The 24,466-nt window shown below is 63.2% G+C and carries 23 protein-coding genes; 7 read left to right on the top strand and 16 right to left on the bottom strand.

What is annotated here, in order from left to right:
* Nucleotides 1-201 precede the first annotated feature (201 nt).
* The 9 genes from PQQ96_RS27390 to PQQ96_RS27350 form a co-directional block, all read right to left on the bottom strand.
* Nucleotides 202-1,251, bottom strand: coding sequence for an L-threonylcarbamoyladenylate synthase (locus PQQ96_RS27390; RefSeq protein ID WP_408298460.1), 1,050 nt, complete (start codon nucleotides 1,249-1,251; stop codon nucleotides 202-204).
* Between the two features lie 10 nt (nucleotides 1,252-1,261).
* Nucleotides 1,262-2,458, bottom strand: coding sequence for a 5-(carboxyamino)imidazole ribonucleotide synthase (locus PQQ96_RS27385; protein ID WP_408298459.1), 1,197 nt, complete (start codon nucleotides 2,456-2,458; stop codon nucleotides 1,262-1,264).
* Between the two features lie 104 nt (nucleotides 2,459-2,562).
* Nucleotides 2,563-3,081, bottom strand: coding sequence for a 5-(carboxyamino)imidazole ribonucleotide mutase (gene purE / locus PQQ96_RS27380; protein WP_408298457.1), 519 nt, complete (start codon nucleotides 3,079-3,081; stop codon nucleotides 2,563-2,565).
* A gap of 299 nt (nucleotides 3,082-3,380) precedes the next feature.
* On the bottom strand, nucleotides 3,381-4,271 hold the full coding sequence (locus PQQ96_RS27375; protein WP_408298455.1) for a phosphoribosylaminoimidazolesuccinocarboxamide synthase: 891 nt from the start codon (nucleotides 4,269-4,271) through the stop codon (nucleotides 3,381-3,383).
* A gap of 132 nt (nucleotides 4,272-4,403) precedes the next feature.
* Complete coding sequence (fba, locus tag PQQ96_RS27370; protein ID WP_408298453.1) at nucleotides 4,404-5,468, bottom strand: class II fructose-bisphosphate aldolase; 1,065 nt, start codon at nucleotides 5,466-5,468, stop codon at nucleotides 4,404-4,406.
* A gap of 325 nt (nucleotides 5,469-5,793) precedes the next feature.
* Entirely contained in the window at nucleotides 5,794-7,230 is a 1,437-nt protein-coding gene (pyk, locus tag PQQ96_RS27365) for a pyruvate kinase (protein ID WP_074282300.1), read from the bottom strand.
* A 445-nt stretch (nucleotides 7,231-7,675) separates the two neighbouring features.
* The gene (locus tag PQQ96_RS27360; RefSeq protein WP_408298451.1) at nucleotides 7,676-8,869 is read right to left on the bottom strand and encodes a phosphoglycerate kinase; all 1,194 of its coding nucleotides are present in this window, start codon (nucleotides 8,867-8,869) and stop codon (nucleotides 7,676-7,678) included.
* Nucleotides 8,870-9,141: 272 nt separating this feature from the next.
* The gene (locus tag PQQ96_RS27355) at nucleotides 9,142-9,465 is read right to left on the bottom strand and encodes an AzlD domain-containing protein (RefSeq protein WP_074282298.1); all 324 of its coding nucleotides are present in this window, start codon (nucleotides 9,463-9,465) and stop codon (nucleotides 9,142-9,144) included.
* Nucleotides 9,462-10,208 (bottom strand): AzlC family ABC transporter permease, encoded by a 747-nt coding sequence (locus tag PQQ96_RS27350; protein ID WP_408298448.1) that lies wholly within the window; start codon nucleotides 10,206-10,208, stop codon nucleotides 9,462-9,464. The genes PQQ96_RS27355 and PQQ96_RS27350 overlap by 4 nt, the downstream gene beginning before the upstream one ends.
* A 290-nt stretch (nucleotides 10,209-10,498) precedes the next feature.
* On the opposite strand from PQQ96_RS27350, the gene PQQ96_RS27345 reads away from it, so the two are divergent.
* From PQQ96_RS27345 to PQQ96_RS27320, 6 genes are all read left to right on the top strand, one after another.
* Entirely contained in the window at nucleotides 10,499-11,422 is a 924-nt protein-coding gene (locus tag PQQ96_RS27345; RefSeq protein ID WP_408298446.1) for a branched-chain amino acid transaminase, read from the top strand.
* A gap of 77 nt (nucleotides 11,423-11,499) precedes the next feature.
* On the top strand, nucleotides 11,500-11,694 hold the full coding sequence (locus PQQ96_RS27340) for a zinc-finger domain-containing protein (protein WP_042321180.1): 195 nt from the start codon (nucleotides 11,500-11,502) through the stop codon (nucleotides 11,692-11,694).
* Between the two features lie 264 nt (nucleotides 11,695-11,958).
* Nucleotides 11,959-12,984 (top strand): lipopolysaccharide heptosyltransferase II, encoded by a 1,026-nt coding sequence (gene waaF / locus PQQ96_RS27335; protein WP_408298444.1) that lies wholly within the window; start codon nucleotides 11,959-11,961, stop codon nucleotides 12,982-12,984.
* A gap of 177 nt (nucleotides 12,985-13,161) precedes the next feature.
* Nucleotides 13,162-13,608 (top strand): nuclear transport factor 2 family protein, encoded by a 447-nt coding sequence (locus PQQ96_RS27330; RefSeq protein WP_408298442.1) that lies wholly within the window; start codon nucleotides 13,162-13,164, stop codon nucleotides 13,606-13,608.
* 48 nt (nucleotides 13,609-13,656) lie between these two features.
* Nucleotides 13,657-14,781, top strand: a complete 1,125-nt coding sequence (locus tag PQQ96_RS27325) for a YheT family hydrolase (protein ID WP_408298440.1) — start codon at nucleotides 13,657-13,659, stop codon at nucleotides 14,779-14,781.
* Complete coding sequence (locus PQQ96_RS27320; protein WP_408298438.1) at nucleotides 14,774-15,346, top strand: DUF2946 family protein; 573 nt, start codon at nucleotides 14,774-14,776, stop codon at nucleotides 15,344-15,346. The genes PQQ96_RS27325 and PQQ96_RS27320 overlap by 8 nt, the downstream gene beginning before the upstream one ends.
* Before the next feature lie 73 nt (nucleotides 15,347-15,419).
* On the opposite strand, the gene PQQ96_RS27315 is transcribed toward PQQ96_RS27320, so the two are convergent.
* A complete protein-coding gene (locus PQQ96_RS27315; protein WP_408298437.1) occupies nucleotides 15,420-17,189 on the bottom strand; it encodes a M48 family metalloprotease in 1,770 nt (589 codons plus the stop codon).
* A 133-nt stretch (nucleotides 17,190-17,322) separates the two neighbouring features.
* Here PQQ96_RS27315 and moaC point away from each other — a divergent pair, with 133 nt between their 5' ends.
* A complete protein-coding gene (moaC, locus tag PQQ96_RS27310; protein WP_408298435.1) occupies nucleotides 17,323-17,799 on the top strand; it encodes a cyclic pyranopterin monophosphate synthase MoaC in 477 nt (158 codons plus the stop codon).
* A gap of 105 nt (nucleotides 17,800-17,904) precedes the next feature.
* Here the strand turns inward: moaC and PQQ96_RS27305 are convergent, their stop codons facing one another.
* The 6 genes from PQQ96_RS27305 to PQQ96_RS27280 form a co-directional block, all read right to left on the bottom strand.
* Nucleotides 17,905-19,689 (bottom strand): PglL family O-oligosaccharyltransferase, encoded by a 1,785-nt coding sequence (locus PQQ96_RS27305; protein ID WP_408298433.1) that lies wholly within the window; start codon nucleotides 19,687-19,689, stop codon nucleotides 17,905-17,907.
* A 148-nt stretch (nucleotides 19,690-19,837) separates the two neighbouring features.
* Nucleotides 19,838-20,461 (bottom strand): pilin, encoded by a 624-nt coding sequence (locus tag PQQ96_RS27300; protein WP_408298431.1) that lies wholly within the window; start codon nucleotides 20,459-20,461, stop codon nucleotides 19,838-19,840.
* A 207-nt stretch (nucleotides 20,462-20,668) separates the two neighbouring features.
* Nucleotides 20,669-21,373 carry a TerC family protein gene (locus PQQ96_RS27295; RefSeq protein ID WP_408298430.1) on the bottom strand — a complete coding sequence of 235 codons (705 nt, stop codon included), beginning with the start codon at nucleotides 21,371-21,373 and terminating at the stop codon, nucleotides 20,669-20,671.
* 144 nt (nucleotides 21,374-21,517) lie between these two features.
* On the bottom strand, nucleotides 21,518-22,399 hold the full coding sequence (gene sucD, locus PQQ96_RS27290; protein WP_030101039.1) for a succinate--CoA ligase subunit alpha: 882 nt from the start codon (nucleotides 22,397-22,399) through the stop codon (nucleotides 21,518-21,520).
* 126 nt (nucleotides 22,400-22,525) lie between these two features.
* The gene (gene sucC, locus PQQ96_RS27285) at nucleotides 22,526-23,695 is read right to left on the bottom strand and encodes an ADP-forming succinate--CoA ligase subunit beta (RefSeq protein WP_408298428.1); all 1,170 of its coding nucleotides are present in this window, start codon (nucleotides 23,693-23,695) and stop codon (nucleotides 22,526-22,528) included.
* On the bottom strand, nucleotides 23,692-24,441 hold the full coding sequence (locus PQQ96_RS27280; RefSeq protein ID WP_408298426.1) for a DUF2889 domain-containing protein: 750 nt from the start codon (nucleotides 24,439-24,441) through the stop codon (nucleotides 23,692-23,694). Before PQQ96_RS27280 ends, sucC begins: the two co-directional genes overlap by 4 nt.
* Between the last annotated feature and the right edge of the window lie 25 nt (nucleotides 24,442-24,466).

The raw sequence follows: 24,466 nt of genomic DNA, 5'->3' as shown, positions 1-24,466 counted from the left end.
TATGTCTCCGGTCTATACACCGCCGGCAAAGAGAAGTAAGTGCCCGCCCCGCACAGGGGCGACGCTAATAAACCAATAACAAATCAAGGAAAGGCCAACGCCACAGGCACACAGAAACGAGCGCCGCGCAGGCAACCAGATCAAGCAAAGCCCAACGCCAACGGCAAACAGAAACAAGCGCCGCACAGGCAAAAACCGTGATTAACCTTGCGCTTCAAAAGCAGCCGCAGCCCGCCCTAACCGGTCATTAACAGCAATCCACTCAATCGTATCCGGCAACTTCTCGATGAGAATCCGGCTCACATCCGCGCGATCCAGCGCCCTTAGCAACCCATATAACTCACGCGCATACACATGCGGATCTTCAGGAGCCGCAATGAAATGCACCCCCTCCACATCCGCCCAATGCCTGGCACGCGATGCCCGCGCGACCAGGGCGACACGCTCGCCCGCTTCACGTGCGGCAAGCAAAGGCTCGAGCGCGCCAAACGGCAACAACGCCAGCGGCGTACGCGGCGCATAGTGCGCCTTCAGCGTACCTGAAGCCCGCGGCGCCGTCGCATCCGACCCATCTGGCAACCTCGGTGCCTCACCGAGGACATCGGCGATATCCTGCGGCGTGACGCGCCCCGGCCTCAACAGCGCCGGAAACCCCCGTGACAAATCCAGAATCGTCGACTCGATCCCGACATCCGATGCACCGCCGTCCAGCACATGAATCGCGCTGCCGAACTCGTCGCGCACATGCTGCGCCGTAGTCGGGCTCACATGACCAAAACGATTCGCCGACGGCGCAGCCACGCCACCATGTCCGCCGCGCAACGCGCTGAACGCTTCCAGCAACGCCTGGGCAACCGGATGGGACGGGCAACGCAACCCCACCGAATCCTGTCCACCGCTAACCGCCGCATCAATTCGCGCCGCACGCTTCAGGATCAACGTGAGCGGGCCCGGCCAGAACGCATCGATCAGACGCTGCGCCTCGGCGGGCAAATGCTCGACCCAGTAGTTCGGGTCGCCCTGCGGCGCCAGATGCACGATCACCGGATGGTTCGCCGGCCTGCCCTTCGCGGCGTAAATACGCGCGACCGCGTCCGGACTCTCAGCGTCGCCACCGAGTCCGTAGACCGTCTCCGTGGGGAATGCGACCAGACCGCCCGCATCGAGCAGCGCAGCCGCGTGCTCGATCTGCGCAGCGCTCACAGGCAAGGCGCTCGCGGCGCCCTCGGCGGGTTTCTGTTGATCCGGCATGGCGCTCGCGTCAGCTCGTGATGATATGCAGGAGCCGCGCGCAATCGCGCGCCGCCGTGCGGGCTTCTTCGAGTGTCGCGGCGGTGAAGTTCACGTGACCCATCTTGCGGCCGCACCGTGCTTCTTCCTTGCCGTACAGATGCAAGCGCGCCGCCGGCATGGCGGCGACTTCATGCCACGGCGGCGTAACCGCCGCACCCTTCGGGCCACCCGGGAACCAGACGTCGCCGAGGATGTTCAGCATCACCGCCGGCGAATGCTGGCGCGTGTCGCCAAGCGGCATACTGGTCATCGCGCGAACCTGCTGTTCGAACTGACTGGTCGCGCAGGCGTCGACGGTGTAATGGCCGGAGTTGTGCGGACGCGGCGCCATTTCGTTCGCGACGAGCGAACCGTCTTCAAGAATGAAGAACTCAACGCACAGCACGCCGACATAGCCGAGCTTGTCCGCGATCTGCAGCGCGGCCTGCTGCGCTTGCTGGACCAGACTCGGGCTTGCATCCGGCGCGGGGACGATGGTGTGCGACAGCACGCCGTCGCGATGCGTGTTCTGCGCCAGCGGGTACACCACCGACGCGCCGCTCGCCGCGCGCGCGATCAGTGCGGACACTTCGAACTTCAGCGGCAAGCGCTTTTCCAGCACGCATGGCACGCCCGCCAGCGATGCATGCGCCTCGCGCACTTCCTCCGCGTTGCGCACGCGAATCTGACCTTTGCCGTCATAACCCATGCGCGCGGTCTTGAGAATACCGGGCAGCACGGCTTCGAGCTTCGCATCGTCGAGCGCGGCCAGCGCGTCCGAGGACTCGATCACCACGTGCGGCGCCACCGTCACGCCTGACGACGCGATAAAGCGCTTCTCGGCGATCCGGTCCTGCGCCACGGCGACACAACGGCCGGCCGGGCTCACGAAAGTGGTTTTCGCGAGGAAATCGAGGCTCGCGGCCGGCACGTTCTCGAATTCGGTCGACACCGCCGCGCACAGCCGCGCGAGTTCGGTGAGCGACGCTTCGTCGTCGTAAGCCGCACGGATATGGCGGTCGGCAACCGCGCCCGCGGGACTGTTTTCGTCCGGATCGAGCACGGCGACGCGATAGCCCATCGCTTGAGCAGCGAAACAGAACATGCGGCCGAGCTGGCCGCCACCGACCATGCCAAGCCATGCGCCGGGCAGAATCGGTGAAACCGGTGTGTTGTCAGGGTTCATCTTAGTGGTCGGTCACGGCCGGATGCGCATGCAAAACGTGCAATAGCGGCATCTGGCCGGGGGTCAGACATGAGGGGACGTCTAAAAGCAATCAGCCACAGCGCTTACAGCGCCGGCAGAACCATTGCGTGGGCCGCTTCGTTCTGGCGCACGCGGAACGAAGCCAGCTTTTCCGCATACTCGGGGCTCGTGCCGCTCAGAATCGACACCGCGAACAGCGCCGCATTCGCCGCGCCCGCTTCGCCGATTGCAAACGTGGCGACCGGCACGCCCTTGGGCATCTGCACGATCGAATGCAACGAATCGACGCCCTTCAGATACTTGCTCGCGACCGGCACGCCGAGCACCGGCACCGTGGTCTTGGCGGCCAGCATGCCCGGCAGATGCGCCGCGCCGCCCGCACCCGCGATGATCGCTCGAATACCGCGCTCACGCGCGCTTTCGGCATACGCAAACATCTCGTCGGGCATGCGGTGCGCCGACACGACCTTGGCTTCGTACGGCACGCCGAACTCTTGCAGAATCGCAACGGCGTTCTTCATCACTTCCCAGTCGGAACTGGACCCCATCAGCACACCGATAACCGGCGCGGCGTGCGTATGGGCAGTCTGGACTTCACTCATCTTACGGCTTCCTTGTTTCTTGAGAGCGCCCCCGGATCTGTCGCTTCGCGGCAGGCCTCCGAGGGAGCTTCCTCCGGGCCAGACAACTTGGGGCGGCCCGGCGTTCTGTTCAAAACGCCCCCTACCTGTCGCTTCGCGCCAGCCCCCCGAGGGGGTGAGAATACTTGGGGGCGGCCCGGCGTCTTGTTCAAAACGCCCCCTACCTGCCGCTTCGCGCCAGCCCCCCGAGGGGGGTGAGAATACTTGGAGGCGGCCCGGCGTCTTCTCACGCTGCGCGAATCTAACCAGGCGCGCGTAAATTAAGCGAGCTTGTGTCCGGTCAGGCGTTCGAGCGCTTCCTGGTACTTCTCGCCCGTCCTGGTGACCACGTCGTCCGGCAGCTTCGGTGCGGGCGGCTCTTTCTTCCACGGCTGGGTTTCGAGCCAGTCGCGCACGAACTGCTTGTCGAACGACGGCGGGTTGGTGCCGACCTGATACTGGTCAGCCGGCCAGAAACGCGACGAATCGGCGGTCAGCGCCTCGTCCATCAGATACAGCTGGCCGTGGTTGTCCAGACCGAATTCGAACTTCGTATCCGCGATGATGATGCCGCGCGTGGCGGCGTAGTCAGCGGCTTCCTTGTACAGCTTGATCGAGATGTCGCGGATCGTGGCCGACAGTTCGGTGCCGATGCGGCGTTCCATCTCGTTGTACGTGATGTTTTCGTCGTGGTGGCCCATTTCGGCCTTGGCTGCCGGCGTGAAAATCGGCTCAGGCAGCTTCTGCGCATTTTGCAGGCCTGGCGGCAGTTCCACGCCGCAGACCGAACCGGTTGCCTGGTAGTCTTTCCAGCCGCTGCCGGCCAGATAGCCGCGCACCACGGCTTCGACGAGGATCGGCTCGAGGCGCTTCACCACGACTGCCCGGCCCTTGACCTGCTCGACTTCGTCCGCCGCCACCACGGATTCGGGCGCCACGCCCGTCAGGTGATTCGGCACCACATGCTTGAGTTTCTCGAACCAGAAGTTCGCCATTTCGTTGAGCACGCGGCCCTTATTCGGAATCGGCTCGCCCATGATGACGTCGAACGCCGACAGACGGTCGGTCGTGACAATCAGCAACTGGTCGTTGCCCACCGCATAGTTGTCGCGGACTTTACCGCGGCCGAGCAGCGGCAGCGAGCGGAGCGTGGATTCGTAAAGGGTAGACATCGTCGTGGTTCGCTAAAAGTGGGGCAAAAAGTATGACCGGAACAAAAGGGAAACGCCGTTCCCCGGATGATGCGGGAACGGCGATCGAACGACAACCTGGCCTTTCGGCCAGGTGTTGAGCGTGCTTATAGCTTAGCGGACGACTTGCGCGAGGTCGCCCGATTTGTACTTCTCCGCGATTTTATCAAGCGAAATCGGCTTGATCTTACCCGCCTGACCTTCGCAGCCGAATTGCGTGAAGCGCTCGAGGCAGATCTTCATCGCCGCTTCGCGCGCCGGCTTCAGGTAGTCGCGCGGATCGAACTTGCCCGGATTGGTCGCCATGTAGCGGCGGATCGCGCCGGTGATCGCCAGACGCAGGTCGGTGTCGATATTGACCTTGCGCACGCCGTTCCGGATGCCTTCCTGTATTTCTTCGACCGGCACACCGTAGGTTTCCTTCATGTCGCCGCCGAATTCGCGGATTTCCGCGAGCAGCTCCTGCGGCACCGACGATGAACCGTGCATGACCAGGTGCGTATTCGGAATGCGCTGGTGAATTTCCTTGATGCGCTGGATCGACAGAATGTCGCCCGTGGGCTTCTTGCTGAACTTGTACGCGCCGTGCGACGTACCGATCGCGATCGCCAGCGCGTCGCATTGCGTGCGCTTGACGAAGTCGGCAGCCTGCTCCGGGTCGGTCAGCAGTTGCTCGCGGGTCATCGTGCCTTCCGCGCCGTGGCCGTCTTCCTTATCGCCTTTCATGGTTTCCAGCGAACCGAGCACGCCCAGTTCCGCTTCCACCGTGATACCGATCGAGTGCGCCGCTTCAACCACTTTGCGCGAGACTTCGACGTTGTACTCGTACGATGCGACCGTTTTGCCGTCAGCTTCGAGCGAACCGTCCATCATCACGCTGGTGAAACCGCTGCGGATCGCCGCCATACAGACCGCCGGCGACTGGCCGTGGTCCTGGTGCATCACGACCGGGATGTGCGGATACGATTCCACCGCTGCTTCGATCAGGTGACGCAGGAACGGCTCGCCCGCGTACTTACGCGCGCCAGCTGATGCCTGCATGATGACCGGTGCGTTGACCTTGTCGGCCGCGGCCATGATCGCCTGCACCTGCTCCAGGTTGTTCACGTTGAATGCCGGAATGCCGTAGCCGTTTTCGGCGGCATGGTCCAGCAGTTGACGCATTGATACGAGAGGCATGCTTAACTCCTTAGATTGAAACGAATTCTGTGCCGTCGGCATCTTTTTTGGCGATTTTATCGCGAAGCAAGCTGCATACCCTTTCACACATTCCCTAAAGCGCGTCCCCTGCGGACCTTTACCGCTCGCGCGATTGGAGTCTGTGCGCCGCCTCTCGCGGGGCATGACAGCCTGCTTCACTCAATCAAGCCTGTGTCGACCAGAGTTAGCGCTTCAGCGCCTACTCTGGTCCCATGCAGAGTGTGCCGATCGAGCAGTGTTCTGTGGGACGGGAGTATGCACTTCAGCGCTTACTCCGATCCCATGCAACACGCTTGCCGCTAAATCAATACGGCTCGCCGACGCGCACGATTTTCAGCGTGTTCGTGCCGCCTGCCTGGCCCATCGGCTCGCCGACGGTCAGCACCACCATGTCGCCGTGCGACGCGTAACCCTTGCTGACCACGGTTTCCAGCGCCTGCTGCAAAGCGGTGTCGCGGTCGCTGCTGGTGTCCAGATGCAGCGATGTGACATTGCGGTAGATCGCCATGGCCCGCTCGCTGCCGACGCGCGGCGTGAGCGCGAAAATCGGCACGTGCGTCCAGTGACGCGACATCCACAGTGCGGTCGAGCCCGATTCGGTCAACGCAACGATCGCCTTCGCACCCAGGTGGAACGCCGTGAACAGCGCGCCCATGGCGATGGACTGGTCGATTCGCGTGAACGTGCGGTCGAGGAAATCCTTGTCCAGCTCCGACTGCTCCGACTTCTCCGCTTCCACGCAGATCGCCGCCATCGTTTCGATTGTCTGCACCGGGTACTTACCCGCTGCGGATTCGGCCGACAGCATCACCGCGTCCGTGCCGTCCAGCACTGCGTTGGCGACGTCCGACACTTCGGCGCGGGTCGGCACCGGCGCGTAGATCATCGACTCCATCATCTGGGTCGCGGTGATCACGAACTTGTTCGATTCGCGTGCCATACGAATCATGCGCTTTTGCAGCGCCGGAACTGCGGCATTTCCCACTTCCACGGCCAGATCGCCACGCGCGACCATGATGCCGTCCGATGCGTCGAGGATGCCTTGCAGCGCCGGAATCGCTTCCGCACGCTCGATCTTCGCGATCATCTTCGGTTTGATGCCGTAGGGCGCACCCGCGATGTTCGCGAGCTGGCGGGCCATTTCCATGTCGGTGGCGTTCTTGGGGAACGATACCGCGACGAAATCCACGCCGAGCGACATCGCCGTGCGGATGTCTTCCATGTCTTTCGCGGTCAAGGCCGGCGCCGACAGGCCGCCGCCCTGGCGGTTGATACCCTTGTTGTTCGACAGCTCGCCACCAATCTTCACGGTGGTGTGGATCTCGCTGCCGATCACGCGTGTGACGTCCAGCACGATCAGGCCGTCGTTGAGCAACAGCACGTCGCCCGGTTTCAGGTCACGCGGCAGATCTTTGTAGTCGAGACCGGCGCGTTGTTCGTTGCCGAGTTCGCATTCAGCGTCGAGCACGAACGACTCGCCGGCGACCAGCATGATCTTGCCGTTTTCGAATTTACCGACCCGGATCTTCGGGCCTTGCAGGTCAGCCATGATGGCGACTTCACGGCCAGCCTGGCGGGCCGCCTCGCGCACGAATTCGGCGCGCTGGCGGTGGTCGTCGGCAGTGCCGTGCGAGAAATTGAGCCGCACCACGTCCAACCCTGCTCGAATCATTTGCAGCAGAATTTCCGGCGTACTGGAAGCCGGTCCGATGGTAGCGACAATCTTGGTAGCGCGATGCATGAGTCTCCTCGTCTGGATGGGATCGCTGGAATGAGCGCTGCGAGTCGGATGCGGAGGCTGCGCACCGAAGGGTGCTACGGGGGGCTGCGCGCCGGTTGAAACCAGCGTCGCTTTATGGGGTGAAGCGGTGTTCGACACCGGCACGGGGGGTGCCGGTGGGGGTGCGAGTGCGACCTCGTCGTCCGGGAGTTCTGCCGGCGAGTGAGCGGCTTGTCCGGTGGACAATTCCGCTGCCTCGCTGACAGTGGTCAACTCCGCGAGCGCCAGGGGCGACCCGGATTCTTCCTGCTGAGCAATAACCGACTCAACAGATTCAAGAGATTCGGCCGCAGCCGTCGTGGCGGCGGAGCGCGCTTCGCGCTCCCCTGCCGTTGCTGCTGCGGTGTTGCGCGACTTGTTGCCGCGAGCTTTTGCAGACTTCGCCGAGGGGGAGCGCGTCACCACGTTAAGCCCGCGATTCCAGAACTGCGACAGCGGGCAGTGTCTTGCCCTCGAGGAACTCGAGGAAGGCACCGCCGCCCGTCGAGATGTAGCTGACTTTGTCGTGGATGCCGTATTTGGCGATGGCCGCGAGCGTGTCGCCGCCGCCTGCAATCGAGAACGCCGGCGACTTGGCGATCGCGTCAGCCAGAGTCTTGGTGCCGTTGCCGAACTGATCGAATTCGAACACGCCGACCGGGCCGTTCCACACGATCGTGCCGGCTTTTTCCAGTTGTGCGGCGAGCACCTTGGCGGTTTCCGGCCCGATGTCGAGGATCAGGTCGTCGTCTTGAACATCCGCGACGGCCTTCACTTCAGCCTTGGCGATCGGCGAGAACTCCTTCGCCGTGACCACGTCGGTCGGGATCGGCACCGAGGCGCCGCGGGCTTTCGCGGCGTCGATGATGGCTTTGGCTTCGTTGACCAGATCGGCTTCGGCGAGCGACTTGCCGATCTTCAGGCCGGCCGCCAGCATGAACGTATTGGCGATGCCACCGCCCACGATCAACTGGTCGACCTTGTCGGCGAGCGACTTCAGAATGGTCAGCTTGGTGGAAACCTTCGAACCGGCGACGATCGCCACCAGCGGGCGCTTCGGCGCGCCCAGCGCCTTGCCGAGCGCTTCGAGTTCAGCGGCGAGCAGCGGGCCGGCGCACGCGACCGGCGCGTACTTCGCGATGCCGTGCGTGGTGGCTTCGGCGCGGTGCGCGGTACCGAATGCATCGTTCACATAGATGTCGCAGAGCTTCGCCATTTTCTGCGCGAGCTCGTCGGAATCCTTCTTTTCGCCCTTGTTGACGCGGCAGTTTTCCAGCAGCACGACCTGGCCCGGGGCGACGTTCACGCCGTTTTCGACCCAGTTCGCAACCAGCGGCACGTCACGGCCGAGCAGCTCGGCGAGGCGCTTCGCGACCGGCGCAAGCGAGTCTTCCGGCTTGAATTCGCCTTCGGTCGGGCGGCCCAGGTGCGACGTGACCATCACGGCGGCGCCTGCGTCCAGCGCGGCCTTGATGGCCGGCACGGAGGCGCGGATACGGGTGTCTTCGGTGATGTTGCCTTGATCGTCCTGCGGCACGTTCAGATCGGCGCGGATGAACACGCGTTTGCCGGATAGCTTGCCTTCGGCGATCAGATCGGAGAGACGCAATACCTTGTTCATGGGCGTGTGTGTGCGAGTTGATAAGAAGGCGGTGGCGGACGACGCGCTGGGGTCCGAGCGCGGAAAACTCCAGCGCTTCGGCACGGCAGCGGCTCCACTGAATCGGGCGCCGCCGGTATGGCCGCGGCTGTCGCGCCGTGCACCGGCGCGCTTATCCCGGAAACGGCCATTTTAACTGATCCACACTGCCTTCTGACCCGCAACCAGGCGAATGTCCCGTATTTGAAGAATGCGCTGCGCATGTCGCAGTGCAGCATTTTTAACCCGATCAATCACATGAAGAGGCGCAGGAGCGTGAACACGACCATTCCCACCACAATCGTGCCGAGCATGGTGCGCCGCCACAAAAACCACGCAAGACCGGCTAGCGTCGCGTAGAACTCGTGGTTCGACGGCGCGAACGAGAGCCCGTCCGGCGTCGCCAGCACATCGGGCAGCACGACGGCAGCGAGCGCCGCGGCCGGCGCGTAACGCAGCATCCGCTGCACGCGCGCCGGCAAAACCGTGCGCTCGCCGCCGATTAGAAACATGGCGCGTGTCACCGCGGTGACGAAAGTCATGCCGATAATGGCCAGCCAGATCTGCGTGGATGTCATTGGGAATCTCCGGCGCTGTTACGGATGCGGCGCAAGTCGGCGCGCTCGACCATCAGATCCGCGGCGCTGCCCGCGACAATCGCCGCGATCACCGCGAGCGGCAGCGCAAGCCGGTACGGCAGGTCGAAAGCGAGCAGCGACACCAGGCCGGCGATGCTGACCGCAACCAGCGTGGAACGCGTGGCGATCGCCGACACCATGATGGGCAGCAGCGCGAGGGTGCCCGCGAGCGCGAGGCCCCAGTTGTCCGGAATCAGGCTCGCCAGCAGGATGCCGACGATCGACGACACCTGCCACGACAGCCAGCTACACATCGCCATGCCCCAGAAGTACGCCTCCTTGCCTGGCACGTAACCGGTCTGGAAGCTCTTTTTCTGGAACAGGAGATAGATCACATCGCCGTTGAAGTAGCCCAGCACGATGCGCCGCCACATCGGCAGATAGGAAAAATGCGGCGCGAGACCGGCGCTGAAGATCACGAACCGCGTATTGACCATCGCGGCAGTGAGCAGCACGGTCCAGATCGGCAGCTTCGCGGCGAGCAGCGGCAGCACCGCCAGTTGCGACGAACCGGCGTAGCACAGCAGCGACATGGTAAGCGCCTGGGGCAGCGTGAGCACGGACTTGCTCATCGCAATGCCGGTGACGAGCCCCCAGGAGAAAATCGCCATCAGCGTGGGCGAATAGTCGCGCGCGCCCTCACGGAAGGCAAGGCGATCGGTATCTGACAGGCGAGCGAGCATGAGGCGAAACGCGAGCGCCAGGCGGCGGCGCAACGAAGGGAGGTCGGCGCCAGGTCGTCAAGCACCCGCTGGCGCATCCGGATTTGAATTATGCGTGCGCCGAATTATAGCGCCCGGCGTGCGGCCAAATGCCCGTTCCTTGTGCAAAAGACGCTAAAATGACGGTCTTCGCAAGACCTCACAAGAAAACGCCGGGCCGCCCTGGGTTTCCTTGTCCTCACGGGGAGCCTGACGCGAAGCGACAGGTTTGAGGGCACTCACGCACTCATAACGCACTGCTGGAGAATCGTATGTCAATGGCCGACCGCGACGGCAAGATCTGGATGGATGGCAAGCTCATCGACTGGCGCGACGCCAAGATCCACGTGCTCACCCACACGCTGCATTACGGCATGGGCGTTTTCGAAGGCGTACGCGCCTACCAGACGGCAGACGGCGGCACGGCGATTTTCCGCCTCCAGGAGCACACCAAGCGCCTCCTGAACTCGGCCAAAATCTTCCAGATGGACGTGCCGTTCGACCATGAAACGCTCGCGGCCGCGCAGTGCGAAGTGGTCCGCGAAAACAAGCTGGAATCCTGCTATCTGCGCCCGATCATCTGGGTCGGCTCGGAAAAGCTCGGCGTGTCGGCCAAGGGCAACACGATCCACGTGGCGATCGCCGCCTGGCCGTGGGGCGCTTACCTCGGTGAAGACGGCATTGCCAAGGGCATCCGCGTGAAGACGTCGTCGTTCACGCGCCATCACGTGAATGTGTCAATGGTCCGCGCCAAGGCGTCAGGCTGGTACGTGAACTCGATCCTCGCCAACCAGGAAGCGATTGCCGACGGTTACGACGAAGCGCTGCTGCTGGATGTGGACGGCTACGTGTCGGAAGGCTCGGGCGAAAACTTCTTCCTCGTGAACAACGGCAAGCTGTACACGCCGGATCTGTCGTCGTGCCTCGACGGCATCACGCGCGACACGGTCATCACGCTGGCGCGCGACGCGGGCATCCAGGTGATCGAAAAGCGCATCACGCGCGATGAGGTCTATACCTGCGACGAAGCGTTCTTCACCGGCACCGCCGCAGAAGTCACGCCGATCCGCGAACTCGACAACCGGACAATCGGCTTGGGCGCACGCGGCCCGATCACCGAGAAGCTGCAATCGGGCTTCTTCGATATCGTCAACGGCAAGAGCGACAAGTACGCGCACTGGCTGACCAAGATTTAACGCGCGCTGCGCCGGCCCCGGCCCTCGGCCTGTTGACGGCGCAACGCACGCACCCTGCATACAACGAGAAAGTCCCCATGAGCGAAATCAAGGAAATGCCGCTGGTCGAACTGTCGGCAAAGGATCTGCCGGCGTACTGCCCGAATCCGGCAATGCCGCGCTGGAGCGCACATCCGCGCGTCTTTATCGACGTCACGCACGGCGAAGCGAAATGCCCGTATTGCAGCACCCGCTACAAGCTGCGCGACGGCGAAGTGGTCAGGGGTCACTAACCTTGAACCTTGCGCGCTGATCGCTGATCGCTTGCGGCGCTCCTTGCCGGCGCGCCTGCTGCCCGGTTCGTCATGTGACGGGCCGGCTGTGCTTTTGCAGCAGACAGTGGCCGCGCAAGCGCTTCGCAACCAGGCCGCAGCCGCGGCGGGGCCGGCCACGCCGGTTCCGCACCGCAAAGCTCGCGGCTTTTCCCCTTTGACACAATCGAACGCCACGCGCATGGCGCGCGCGGCGCTTCGTTTCGCTACCGGACACTCACTCTGATGCGTCGCGCGTTGGTTATCGCACCGAACTGGATCGGTGACGCATTGATGGCGCAGCCGCTTTTTGCGCGCCTCGTGAAATTGCATCCGCGCATCGTGATCGACGCGGTCGCGCCCTCGTGGGTCGCGCCCGTGCTCGAACGCATGCCCGAGATCCGCGACGTCTACGCAACCGACCTCGCGCACGGCAAGCTGCAGATGCTGCGCCGCTGGCAACTCGCGAGCGACTTGCGCGATGTCGGCTACGACGCGGCCTATGTCCTGCCGAATTCGCTCAAGTCGGCGCTGATTCCGTGGATGGCGGGCATTCCGCTGCGCATCGGCTACACCGGTGAAAGCCGCTACGGCTTGCTGAACGTGCGTCACGCGAATCCGCGCAAAGACGAGCGTCCGCCGATGGTCGGCCAGTACGCCGCCCTCGCCTACGCACCCGGCGCCAAGGTCCCCGACGACCTGCCAATGCCGCGGCTCGACGCGGACCTGAACGAAGCCTCGCGCGTATCCGCGCGCTTCAATCTGGATACGCGCGTGCCGCTGCTGGTGTTCTGCCCGGGCGCCGAGTTCGGCCCGGCCAAACGCTGGCCGCCTGAGCATTTCGCAGCGCTCGCGCAGATGGTCGGCCAGTCGTTCCCGTATACGCAGATCGTCGCGCTCGGTTCGCCAAAAGACGCGCCGCTTGCCCAGGCCATCGCCGACAAGGCGCCGAACGTACGCAACCTGTGCGGCCAGACGGCGCTGGGCGAGGCTTGCGCGCTGATCTCGCGGGCCAACGCAGTCGTCACCAACGATTCTGGCCTGATGCACGTGGCCGCCGCGCTGCGCCGGCCGCTGGTGGCCGTGTACGGTTCGACCGATCCGCGCCATACGCCGCCCTTGTCCGAGCTTGCGAAGGTACAATGGCTTCATCTCGAATGCAGTCCCTGTTTTCAGCGCGAGTGTCCGCTTGGGCATCTGAACTGCCTGAAGCAGTTGAGCGCCGAGCAGGTATTCGGCGATTTGCGCGGCATGTTGCTCGCGCAACGTTGAACGGATTGATTCGACTGATACTTGCACGCAACACCGCACGCCCCTGAGCGCGTCGCGTCATGTTTGCGCCTTGCGGCGCGGGCATTCTCGCGCTTGGGTGCGATTGTCCGGTGCTCCGGACTGTCCCGCTGACCGCTGCCCCGCAACCGCGCGCCGCGCACAAGAGACTGACGAGCCATGCCACGTTTTGCCCATATCTTCGAAGCCGCCGCCGATACGCTGAACGCCTATTACCAGGCCGTCGCCGAGGTAAATATCGACAGCTTGATGGGCCTGTGGATCGACGAGGAGTTCGTGAGCTGCATCTGCGCCGACGGCTCCCACCTGCACGGCCTCGACAGCATTCGCGCCGGCTTGCAAATCCAGCTCGAAGCCGCGCGCGTTTCGATTGAACCGCTCGATATTCGCGTCTACGACAGCCTCGGCACCGTCGTCTACGCCATTGCTGAAGCACACCGCCCGGCCGACCCGAAGGCGACGCCCGCGATGGTGTTCACCACTTACGTCATGGTTCACGAGCGCGGCGAATGGCGGATTGCGCATATTCACGCGAGTCCGATGCCGAATGAGGCCGCCAGCCAGTTCGCCACGAAGATGCGGCATGGCCAGGGGTCGCTGCACTAACGCCTGACAGGCGTTTCACCGGTTTTACCTTTTTGCTTCGACGCTGGTATGAGCACGCCCCGCAGGAAGTCCCCCGCCCCGCAGGATTGGGGGACGACGAACGATAAATCCGCATCTACCGGTGCAGCGCGCGCCGCGAACGCTGTCGAGGCCACCGTCGACCTGCTCTACCGCGCACCGCTCTGGTTGCCGAACCGGCATGTACAGACGATTGTCCCGGCGCTGTTTGCGCGCCGCCCGGCAATCACGTTCCGGCGCGAACGCTGGGATACGCCTGATGGCGATTTCATCGATCTCGACTGGGTGGTGCATGACGGCAAGCCTGCCTCTGCGCTCACCTCTGCCACGCCTTCCAGGATTCCCGCAGACAACGCTCCGCTGTTCGTGCTGTTTCACGGCCTCGAAGGCGGTTCCACGTCGCACTATGCCGCCACCTTGATGGCGGCCGCGCGCGAGTCCGGCTGGCACGGCGTGGTGCCGCACTTTCGAAGCTGCAGCGGACCGCTGAATCGGTTGCCGCGTTTCTATCACCTCGCCGACAGCAACGAAGTGGACTGGATTCTGCGGCGTTTGCGCGCCGCGCATCGCGGGCCGATCGTGGCGGCGGGCGTGTCGCTCGGCGGCAATGTGCTGCTACGCTGGCTCGGCGAGCGGCGCGAAGATGCGTCGCCGGTGATCTCGGCCGCCGCGGCAATTTCGACGCCGATCGACGTGCATGCCGGCGGCCGTGCGTTGTCACAGGGCTTCGGCATGGTCTACACGCGCAGTTTCCTGAAAACGCTGAAGCAGAAGGCCGAGCAGAAGCTGGTGCAGTTTCCCGGGCTATTCGACCGCGATGCGATGCTGGCAAGCCGCACCATGTACGACTTCGACAACGTGGTGACGGCGCCGCTGCACGGCTTTCGCGATACCGACGATTACTGGAGCAGCGCGACCACCCGGCCTTTGTTGCCCGGGATTGCCGTGCCGACACTGGTGCTGAACGCCCGCAACGACCCGTTCTTGCCGGCCGAAGCGTTACCGGCGCGGCATGAGGTCTCGGCGTCGGTAGAACTCGATCAACCCAAGGACGGCGGCCACGCCGGCTTTATGACGGGGCCGTTTCCGGGCCGCATCGACTGGCTTTCGCGGCGTGTGCTCGGCTATCTGGAGCGGTACATCGATCATGGATGACATCGTCAAGCAGGCCCTGGCCAAATGGCCGAACGTGCCGAGTTGCACCGGATGGTTGATGCTCGACCGCCGTGGCAACTGGCGCATGCGGGATGAAGCCGCTCAGGCCAGCGGTGCGCCCGGTACGCCGATTCGGCATGAGGCGTTACTCGGGTTTATCAATCGGAATTACGACGCCGATGAACGCGGGCAGTGGTTTTTCCAGAATGGGCCGCAGCGGGTATATATCGAATTGGGTTATACGCCGTGGGTCGTGAGGTTGTCAGCCGACGCCGCTGGCGGGCTTTGCTTGACTGACCAGACCGGCGGGGCTTTCGAACCTTCCGCTGTGTTTGTCGACGATGAAGGTGGGATTCTGTTTGTCGATCGCTCGGCGCCACCGAGAGTCGCGGTTTTGCACGATCATGACCTTGAGGTCTTTTCTGATCACGCAGCGTTGGGCGATGACTCAATGAGCGGGGCGTTTCGCTGGAACAATGGGGTTGTTTTGCCCTTGCAGGGCGTGCAGCGAGACGAGGTTGCCGCGCGATTCGGGTTTGTCGAGAGTCCGGCGGCGAGTGCCTAGATCTTTTGCGTGCTGATTGCCTGGGTCCTTTGCACTGGCCACGCTCTGGTCAGATAGCGAAGACCCGCAAGCACTAACTTTTCTCGTCAAGCCGTTCCTCTTTATAGCGGCTCTCCATCTCATGCAACCGGGCATCGACGGTAGCGAGATCGTAGTAGCCGATCGCCTTCAGACCCCGCGCTTCCTTCAGTTGCCGGATAGCCGACGGCCAGGCCCCCTCGAGCGCGAATTTTTCGGCCAACGCGCGATGCTGCGTCAACGCATCTCCGCTGCCGGCGCTTGCCTGCGCGAGATACATCCACCAGGCAGGCTGATCGGGTTGTGCACGCGTTTCCTTCAACGCCAACGCCTGTGCATCGGTAAATCGCTTCAAGGTCAGCAACGTTTGGATATGGATGTCGATTGCAGCGTTCGACTGTGGCCAGCGCTTCTGCGCAAATTCGGCCAGGCGAACCGCCTCGTCGTCACGTCCGGCGCGTCGCGCGATATCGGCGGCCAACACGTCAAGGCTCGGCGAACTGCGCATGGGCTCCCCGACACCGCGCTCGCTGGCAGCAAACGCGGCACGGGATGAGGCCAGCGACGCCGCCGCGTCATCGTAACGTTCGAGCAGCATCTGCCCGTACGCTATCCCGTACCAGTTCGCGGCGACGTTCACCGCGGTACGGTCCTCGATTTCAGAACGCAGGCGCGAAATCTCATCCGCATACTCACTGCGCGAGCGGTCCTGCAACAAGCGAGCCCTCGCCCGCACAAAACCGTACTCGGGCGCCTGATGCGGTTGCCGGTATGGCGCGCGGCGCGCACGATCTTCCATGTCGGCGATCCGTTCGCCAGTCAGCGGATGGGTGCGCGCGTAGGCCGGTATGCCCGTGTCGCTCATCGCCGCGCGATCGAGACGACCGAAGAACGTCGTCATCGCATAAGGGTCGTAGCCGGCGCCGGCCAGCAGCAGAAAGCCGACGCGGTCCGCTTCATGCTCGGCGGAGCGCGAGAAACGCAACTGGTTGTCGACCGCATAGGCCTGGCCGCCGATCGCAATCGCGCTGCCGAGGTCGCCGCTGCGCGCGAGCACGCCCGCCACAATGCCGAACAGCAGGGCGACCAGCGCGGCATAGCTGCTGTGCTCACCGGCGGGGATCATCCGCGCAATGTGCCGCTGCAAAACGTGCCCCATCTCGTGGCCGAGCACGGAGGCGAGTTCGGACTCGGTTTGCGTCGTCACGATCAAGCCGGTGTTCACGCCGATGAAACCGCCCGGCAGCGAGAAGGCGTTGATCTGCGTGTCGCGGACCGCGAACAGATCGAAGTCCGGACGATAGCCGCCGATGTAGAGCGCGCTCGCCGCCGCGGAGAGTTTCGTGGCGACCGAGTTCAGGTAGTCGCGCACCAGCCAGTCGTCGAGATAGTTGGGGTCGCGGCGCAATTCACGCATCACGCGCTCGCCGAGCTTGCGCTCGGCTTGCGGCGTCAGCGAGCCGGAGCCGCCGTTGCCGAGGTCGGGCAGTTGCTGCGTGACGATCGGGGCGAGCCAACTGGTGGTCGCGCCAGTGCCCCGAAGGGAGTCACCCGCCCCGAAGGAAGTCCCGTTGGAGGATTGGGATGTGTTGCCGGAGAAGCGGCTCTGCGCGCCCCCATAGACGCCGAATACACCTTTGGCGATGTCGGGCGGTACGATGGGGTCGGCGTAGGTGTCGACCGGGCCACTTTCCAAGGGCGGTTCCGCAGACTCCATATTGAGCGTGAGGCTCGCACTCGAAGCGGCGCGCGATTGCGCGAACGCGCCCGGCGGAACCGTGAGCGCGACAGACAGCAACGCAGCAAGAACTCGTTTCGAACGCATCGCGAGGTCGGTATGACGAAGTCGAAAACAACGCCCGTCGCTCGGACTAAGATAGCGGGCACAAGGCAATTGTAATCATCTCGCCCCGCCCAATCACGCTGCTATGATAGGCGCCATCTGAAGGAGCCCAACCATGCCCGAACTTACTCATTTCGACGCCGCCGGCCAGGCCCATATGGTGGACGTCGGCGGCAAGCAGGAGACCAAGCGCATCGCCGTCGCGCGCGGCTCGATTCGCATGCTGCCGGAGACGTTCGCGCTGATCCGCGACGGCAACGCCAAGAAGGGCGACGTGATCGGCATCGCGCGCATCGCCGCGATTCAAGGTTCGAAACGCACCGCCGATCTGATCCCGCTATGTCATCCGCTCGCGCTGACGCGTGTGAAAGTGGACTTCGAGCTCGATGAAACCTTGCCCGGCGTGCATTGCACGGTGCAAGTGGAAACGCTGGGGCGCACGGGCGTGGAGATGGAAGCGCTAACCGCCGTGCAGGTCGGGCTGCTGACGGTGTACGACATGTGCAAGGCGGTGGATCGCGGGATGACGATCACCGACGTGAAGGTGCTGGAGAAGCACGGCGGGAAGTCGGGGGATTGGGTGGCGGCTTGATGACGGCCCGCGTCATCAAACCGCTCCACCTCTACAGCTACAGCTACAGCTACAGCTACAGCTACAGCTACAGCGAAGAATAAAGCTACAAAACGATAGCGCGGCTCAATCGTCGTCGCTGTCGTCGTCCTGATTGACGTCTCCCGGCGGCATGCCGTAGCGCTTGACCAGTTCCGCCTTGAAACCGGTCAGCGTCTTCTGCTCGTCGCACAGCTCATACAGATAGCCCAACTGCGACGGCCAGTCCTTCAACTCCTGAGCAAAGATCTTCAGGCGCTCGACAGTATCGAACGCCCCCGCCGTATCGCCGCTCAGCGCCTGCAGCACCGCGTACCGGCGCAGCACGGTTTCACCCGGCAGCAGCGCGATCGCCTGTTTGTGCATGGCGAGCTTGTGTTGCAGGTTCATCGAATTCATCGGCTCCAAGGTCGCCATCCCATACTCGCCCCACGCCTGGAACAGGAACGACGGGTCCGCACGATACTGTTCGGCAGGACGCGCGCCGTAATACAGCACCTCGGCGCGCGCGTAGTCGCGATACACCGGATACAGCGCGGCGATACCGCCGAACACGATTGCGGTAAACACACCGAACGACAGGCGGCCGGGAACGAGGCGCAGCGGCCGTGTCTCGAGCAAGCCGAACACGAACATCGCCGGCAGCAGGAAGAACATGTACTGCTGCGGATACTCGACCAGCGCATGCATGACCAGCACGCCGATCAGCGCGATACCGAACACACGGGCGGCGCTCTGCGGCGCGCGCACCACGCGCACCAGCCACGTGATCAGGCCGAACAGCACGATCGCGAGGCCGATCAAACCCGTCTTCGCGAGCAGGTCGATGAAGATGTCGTGCGAGTTGTTGGCAATCTCGACGCCGCCCAGCGACTTCACGTACTCGAACTGGTAACTCGGAAACTCGCCCCAGCCGACACCCAGCAGCGGATGCGCCTTGAACATCGTCCAACCGTACTTCCAGAGCGCCAGGCGCGGCGCGATCTGGCCAGCGTCCTTGAAACGTTCCGCCGCGGACTGACCGAGTTCCAGGTGGTAGTGCACGTTGGCCCAGCGGATCAACGCGTTGACGACAAAGAACAGGACCGCCAATACGATCGGGGTCAGCCATTCGCGATTGCTGCGGCGGAGAAGCGGCTGACTACGCGTCTGCGCGAAGGCCATCCAGAAACCCGCCAGCACGATCACGCCGATTTGCAGCCAGGGGCCGCGCGACACGGTCAGCGCGAGTCCAACAGCGAAGATCGTCGACACGAGCAGCCAGATGCTGACGGCAACGCGGCGCGTCTGCACAAGGAACAGCGCACCCGCCATAGCGAACGAGATATAGGTGGCGAGGTGGTTTGCTTGCGCCATATTGCCGAAGGGCCGGCGCTCGACGGTCACGTTATAGGCGACGACCAGCGGCGACACACGCGCCTCGAGGTGAAACAGCTGGATCACCTGGCAGAACACCGCAAACAGGCCACCGACGATCAACGCCCCGGCCGCCCAGCGCAGCGCTGTTTCATTCAGCTTGGCGCGGGTGAAACCATAGCCGGCGTGCGTCGCCATGAATGCAGCAAGCAGGTAACCGCCGCCGAGCCAGTTCATCGACGGCTGCGAGACCGGCAGCAGCACCGATTGCGCCACCAGCACCAGCCCGAACAGCAATGGCACCAGCGCGACGACCGGCGACGCAAACGTCACGCGCGGCCTGGCCGTCCACACCAGCAGCACAACGCCTGCGCCCGTCAGCAGATATAGCGCGAGCGCTGCGAATTCAGCGTAGAAGGTCGGAATCGGATACGTATGGCCGACGACTGCATAAGGCAGCACCAACGCAAGAGCCAACAGAGTGAAAGACAGGTAGCGCGCAAATGGGATGGGCATCGAGTAACCGGAGGGCGTCAGCAACCGGCGCACTATACAAAAAAATTCTCCTGCTGTGCGCCGGCTGGGCTGAAATATCCCGAAAATCAGCCTTTTACGTTCGAGTGGCTACTCGTCCGGTCGCTCATGCCACCGCTCATCCCACCATTCAGGCGCGGCACTCCGGTGGTGCAAGATTCGACGGCAAGGACGGCGCATCGGCAGGGGCAGGCCCAGCGCCAGGCGCAGGCAACGAGGAGGCCGTTTTGCCGCCGACGAAACATTCCCAGGTCACCGCGCCCGCCTGCACAGCACCCTTGCTCAAGGCGATCCGCGCAGTTGGCGCGTCGGCATTGTCCGGCACCGAGGGCACGAGGGTCAGTGTGTTCGAACCGGCAGGCGCAACGCGCGTCGTGAAAGCAACGGTGATCTGGCCGGTGTCGTCGTCGACGTGGACTGACTCGACGTTGCGGGTGGCAGGCGGCGACGCATAACCGTCGCCGAACGCATTACCGCTAGCAGCGTTTTCGGACACCGCGAGCCGCGCGGAAGCGGCCAGCGAGAGTCCCTCCCCCACGCGGCTTCGGGCCAGATAGTCCTGATACGCCGGAATCGCATAAGCCGCGATGACGCCGACAATCGCCAGCACGATCATCAACTCGATCAGCGTAAAGCCGAAACCGAAGCGGCGGCAGGCACGTGCGAGCGGTGCGGTCCAGCGCGCTCGTTCGAACGGGCTCCGTGGCGAAGGCGTGGACTGTGAAAAAAGGGAGTACGGCAAAGTAACGATCATCGGCAGGCTCCTGAAACGAAAAACGCCTGCCCCTCGACTCGGGGACAGGCGTTTCAATCGTAGCCAGCGGTACGCGTTCCACACAGTCAGCCGAATGGCTAACGTTGCGCTACTGCGGTGGAGGTCGGCACGAGTGCGGTTCCATGTTCAGGCCACCGCACCGTTGCCGTGGCGCGTCCGGCCACGGTTCAGGCTGAGTTGTCCGGCTTAAGCCGCCGCACGGTTCGCATTGCGGCGCTTGAGCAGATAACCGAGGATCACGACGAACAGCGCGCCGGCGATGCTCATGCCGTACTCGGCCACGGGCGAATCGAGGATCGGCCAACGGTCGCCGGCCGGGTCGTTGATGATCAGGCCGCCTGCGATCCAGCCAAGCAATGCAGCACCGAGCGTAATGACAATCGGGAAGCGGTCGAGCAGCTTCAGCACCAACTGGCTACCCCACACGATCAGCGGAATGCTCACCACCAGGCCGAAAATCACCAGCGCGAGGCGGTGTGCCGGATCAGCCGCCTCGGCGGCGCCAGCAATCGCGATCACGTTGTCGAGGCTCATCACCGCATCCGCGACGATGATGGTCTTGATCGCCGACATTAGCTTGTCGGCCGGCTTGATGTTCTCGTGGACGTCATGCGCGGGCGCCATCAGGCGCACGCCGATCCACAGCAGCAACAGGCCACCGGCGAATTTCAGCAGCGGCACGTCGAGCAACGCCACAGCGAACGCAATCAGCACCACGCGCAGCACAATGGCGCCGGCCGTGCCCCACAGCACGCCTTTCGTACGCTGCGCGGGGGGCAGGTTGCGGCAGGCAAGTGCGATCACGACGGCATTGTCGCCACCCAGCAGGATGTCGATGACGATGATCTGAATGACTGCGCCCCAATGGAGCGTGGCGAAAAACTCGAGCATGAGTAAAAGAATAAGAAGAAATCGGACGCGCGGACAATAAAAAAGCGGAGGAGTCTACACTCCCCCGCTTTTTAAGACTGCCCGCTCACGAAAGGATGTCGTAAGCGTATCAAATACGCGTCATGACCGCGCGCGAATTTCGATTTACAGCATCGCCTTCAGAAGACGCGCCATTTCCGACGGGTTCTTCGTGACCTTGATGCCGCATGCGTCCATGATTTCCAGCTTGGCTTCGGCCGTATCCGCACCGCCCGAGATCAGCGCGCCAGCGTGGCCCATGCGCTTGCCCGGAGGTGCCGTAACACCAGCGATAAAGCCAACCACCGGCTTCTTCATGTTGTCCTTGATCCACTCAGCAGCATTCGCTTCGTCCGGACCACCGATCTCGCCGATCATGATGACGGCGTCCGTTTCCGGATCGTCGTTGAACATCTTCATTACGTCGATGTGCTTCAGACCGTTGATCGGGTCGCCGCCGATACCGACTGCCGACGATTGGCCAAGGCCGATCGCCGTCAATTGGCCGACTGCTTCGTACGTCAGCGTGCCCGAACGCGACACGACGCCGATGCGGCCCTTGCGGTGGATGTGACCCGGCATGATGCCGATCTTCAGTTCGTCCGGCGTGATCGTGCCCGGGCAGTTCGGTCCGAGCAGCAGCGTCTTGCTGTTCTTTGCGCGCATGCGTGCCTTGAGCTCGATCATGTCACGGACAGGAATGCCTTCCGTGATACAGATTGCGAGATCCAGGTCGGCTTCGACAGCTTCCCAGATGGCAGCAGCAGCGCCTGCCGGCGGAACGTAAATCACCGACACGGTCGCGCCCGTTTCAGCCTTGGCTTCAGCGACGCTAGCGTAGATAGGAATGCCTTCGAAATCTTCGCCGGCCTTCTTCGGGTTCACGCCTGCAACGTACGCTTCGCGGCCGTTTGCATATTCACGGCAAGCACGCGTATGGAACTGACCGGTCTTGCCGGTAATGCCCTGCGTGATGACCTTGGTGTCTTTGTTAATCAGAATCGACATGTATAAACCTCTGTTCGTTTGGCGTCATGCGGTGGCGCCGCGAAGCGGAATGTTCTCGCCCGCGTCGCCGTTGCGCCACTCACGCGCCGCCATTCGTAATCCTGGTAAACGCGCTCGGAGTTTGGCTTACGCCTTGCCCGCAGCGGCCGCGACGACCTTCTGAGCCGCTTCTTCCATGCTGTCTGCCGCAATGATCGGCAGGCCGGATTCAGCGAGCATCTTCTTGCCCAGGTCTTCGTTCGTGCCCTTCATGCGGACTACGAGCGGCACCTTCAGCGACACGGCCTTCGACGCCGCGATCACGCCTTCCGCGATCACGTCGCAGCGCATGATGCCACCGAAAATGTTGACCAGAATCGCAGTCAGGTTCGGGTTCTTCAGCATGATCTTGAACGCTTCCGTGACCTTCTCGGTCGTGGCGCCACCGCCCACGTCCAGGAAGTTCGCCGGTTCGCCGCCGAACAGCTTGATGGTGTCCATCGTTGCCATTGCAAGGCCAGCGCCGTTCACGAGGCAGCCGATGTTGCCGTCGAGCGAGATGTACGCGAGGTCGAACTTCGATGCTTCGACTTCAGCCGGATCTTCTTCGTCCAGATCGCGATACGCGACGATTTCCGGGTGACGGAACAGTGCGTTCGAATCGAAGTTGAACTTGGCGTCCAACGCGATGACCTTGCCGTCGCCGGTCAGGATCAGCGGGTTGATTTCGGCCAGCGATGCGTCGGTTTCCCAGAATGCCTTGTACAGGCCTTGCAGGATCGCGCGCGCTTGCGGCAGCGAAGCGGCGGGCACGCCGATCTTCGTTGCGAGCTCGTCGGCTTCAGCGTCTTTCAGACCGGCCGACGGGTCGACGGCGATCTTGTGGATCAGCTCAGGCGTCTTTTCCGCGACTTCTTCGACGTCCATGCCGCCTTCGCTCGATGCCATCACGACGATCTTCTGCGAAACGCGATCGATCACCAGGCCGACATACAGTTCCTTCTTGATGTCAGCGCCTTCTTCGATCAGCAGACGATTCACCTTCTGGCCTTCCGGACCGGTCTGGTGCGTGACGAGCTGCATGCCGAGGATCTGGTTCGAGAATTCACGAACCTGTTCCAGCGACTTGGCGACTTTCACGCCGCCGCCCTTGCCACGGCCACCCGCGTGGATCTGAGCCTTCACGACCCATACCGGGCCGCCGAGCTCTTCCGCGGCCTTGACCGCATCATCCACCGAGAAGACCGGCTTGCCGCGCGGTACCGCGACGCCGAATTTCCGCAGGATTTCCTTACCCTGGTACTCGTGAATCTTCATGCGTGATTCCCTTCAGTCTGAGAGTTGGATTGAACATCGTTTCCGCTGCCGCCGTTCATGCCGGACGCGTTGCCGCCCTCACCTGTCTGGCGGGCTGCCCCGTCGCCTGACGATGCCGCGCGATCCGCTGTATACGGAGCGCGGCCATACCAGCGCGGATAAAACTGTTGCACCGCCTCGCCGTCGAAACGCAGCGCGTGGCAGCGTCCCAACTGGAATGGCGGCTTGTTGTTGGAATGCTCGTCTGTGCTGTCTTTGCTTCTGGCCTGCTCGGTCCCGGAACTCGCCGCTGCGCCCGGCGTGCCTTCATTGGTATTCCACACGTCGCCGGCGAACGCCTGGATTGCAGCGGTCGGCAGAAACGCGCACAACTCGGTGAGATGCGTGCAACCAGCCGTGCCGGCCAGCAAACGGGCAGCATCGCGACGGAAGTTGTTGAACAGATTGAGCCCGATGAGGGCACGGTAGGCGGGGTTGCTGGCCTGGCACAACCCTGGATAGGGCACCCAGTCGGACGACGCTTCGGCGTCGACGACGTTGAGCTTGCGATCGATGGTGATGCGAAGCCAGAGTTCATGGATCGGCTGACCATTGGGCCGGACGCCCGACGCAAGCACCACATCGCGCGGTTTTTCGTCGGTCAAGCACGCTTCCACATCCCACAGGCCATCGGCTCGCTCATAGGCTTCCGCTCTGATTGCGCGACGATGGCGCAACTGACGGGATACTGGCGGGGAGAGCGGCATGCGGAAAGGAAAGGCCGGATTGGAA

Origin of the sequence: Paraburkholderia sediminicola (assembly GCF_046027825.1) — a bacterium.
GTDB classification, from domain to species: domain Bacteria; phylum Pseudomonadota; class Gammaproteobacteria; order Burkholderiales; family Burkholderiaceae; genus Paraburkholderia; species Paraburkholderia sediminicola_D.
Note: the sequence above shows the minus strand (reverse complement) of the source record. Positions and strands in the feature narration are given on the sequence as shown.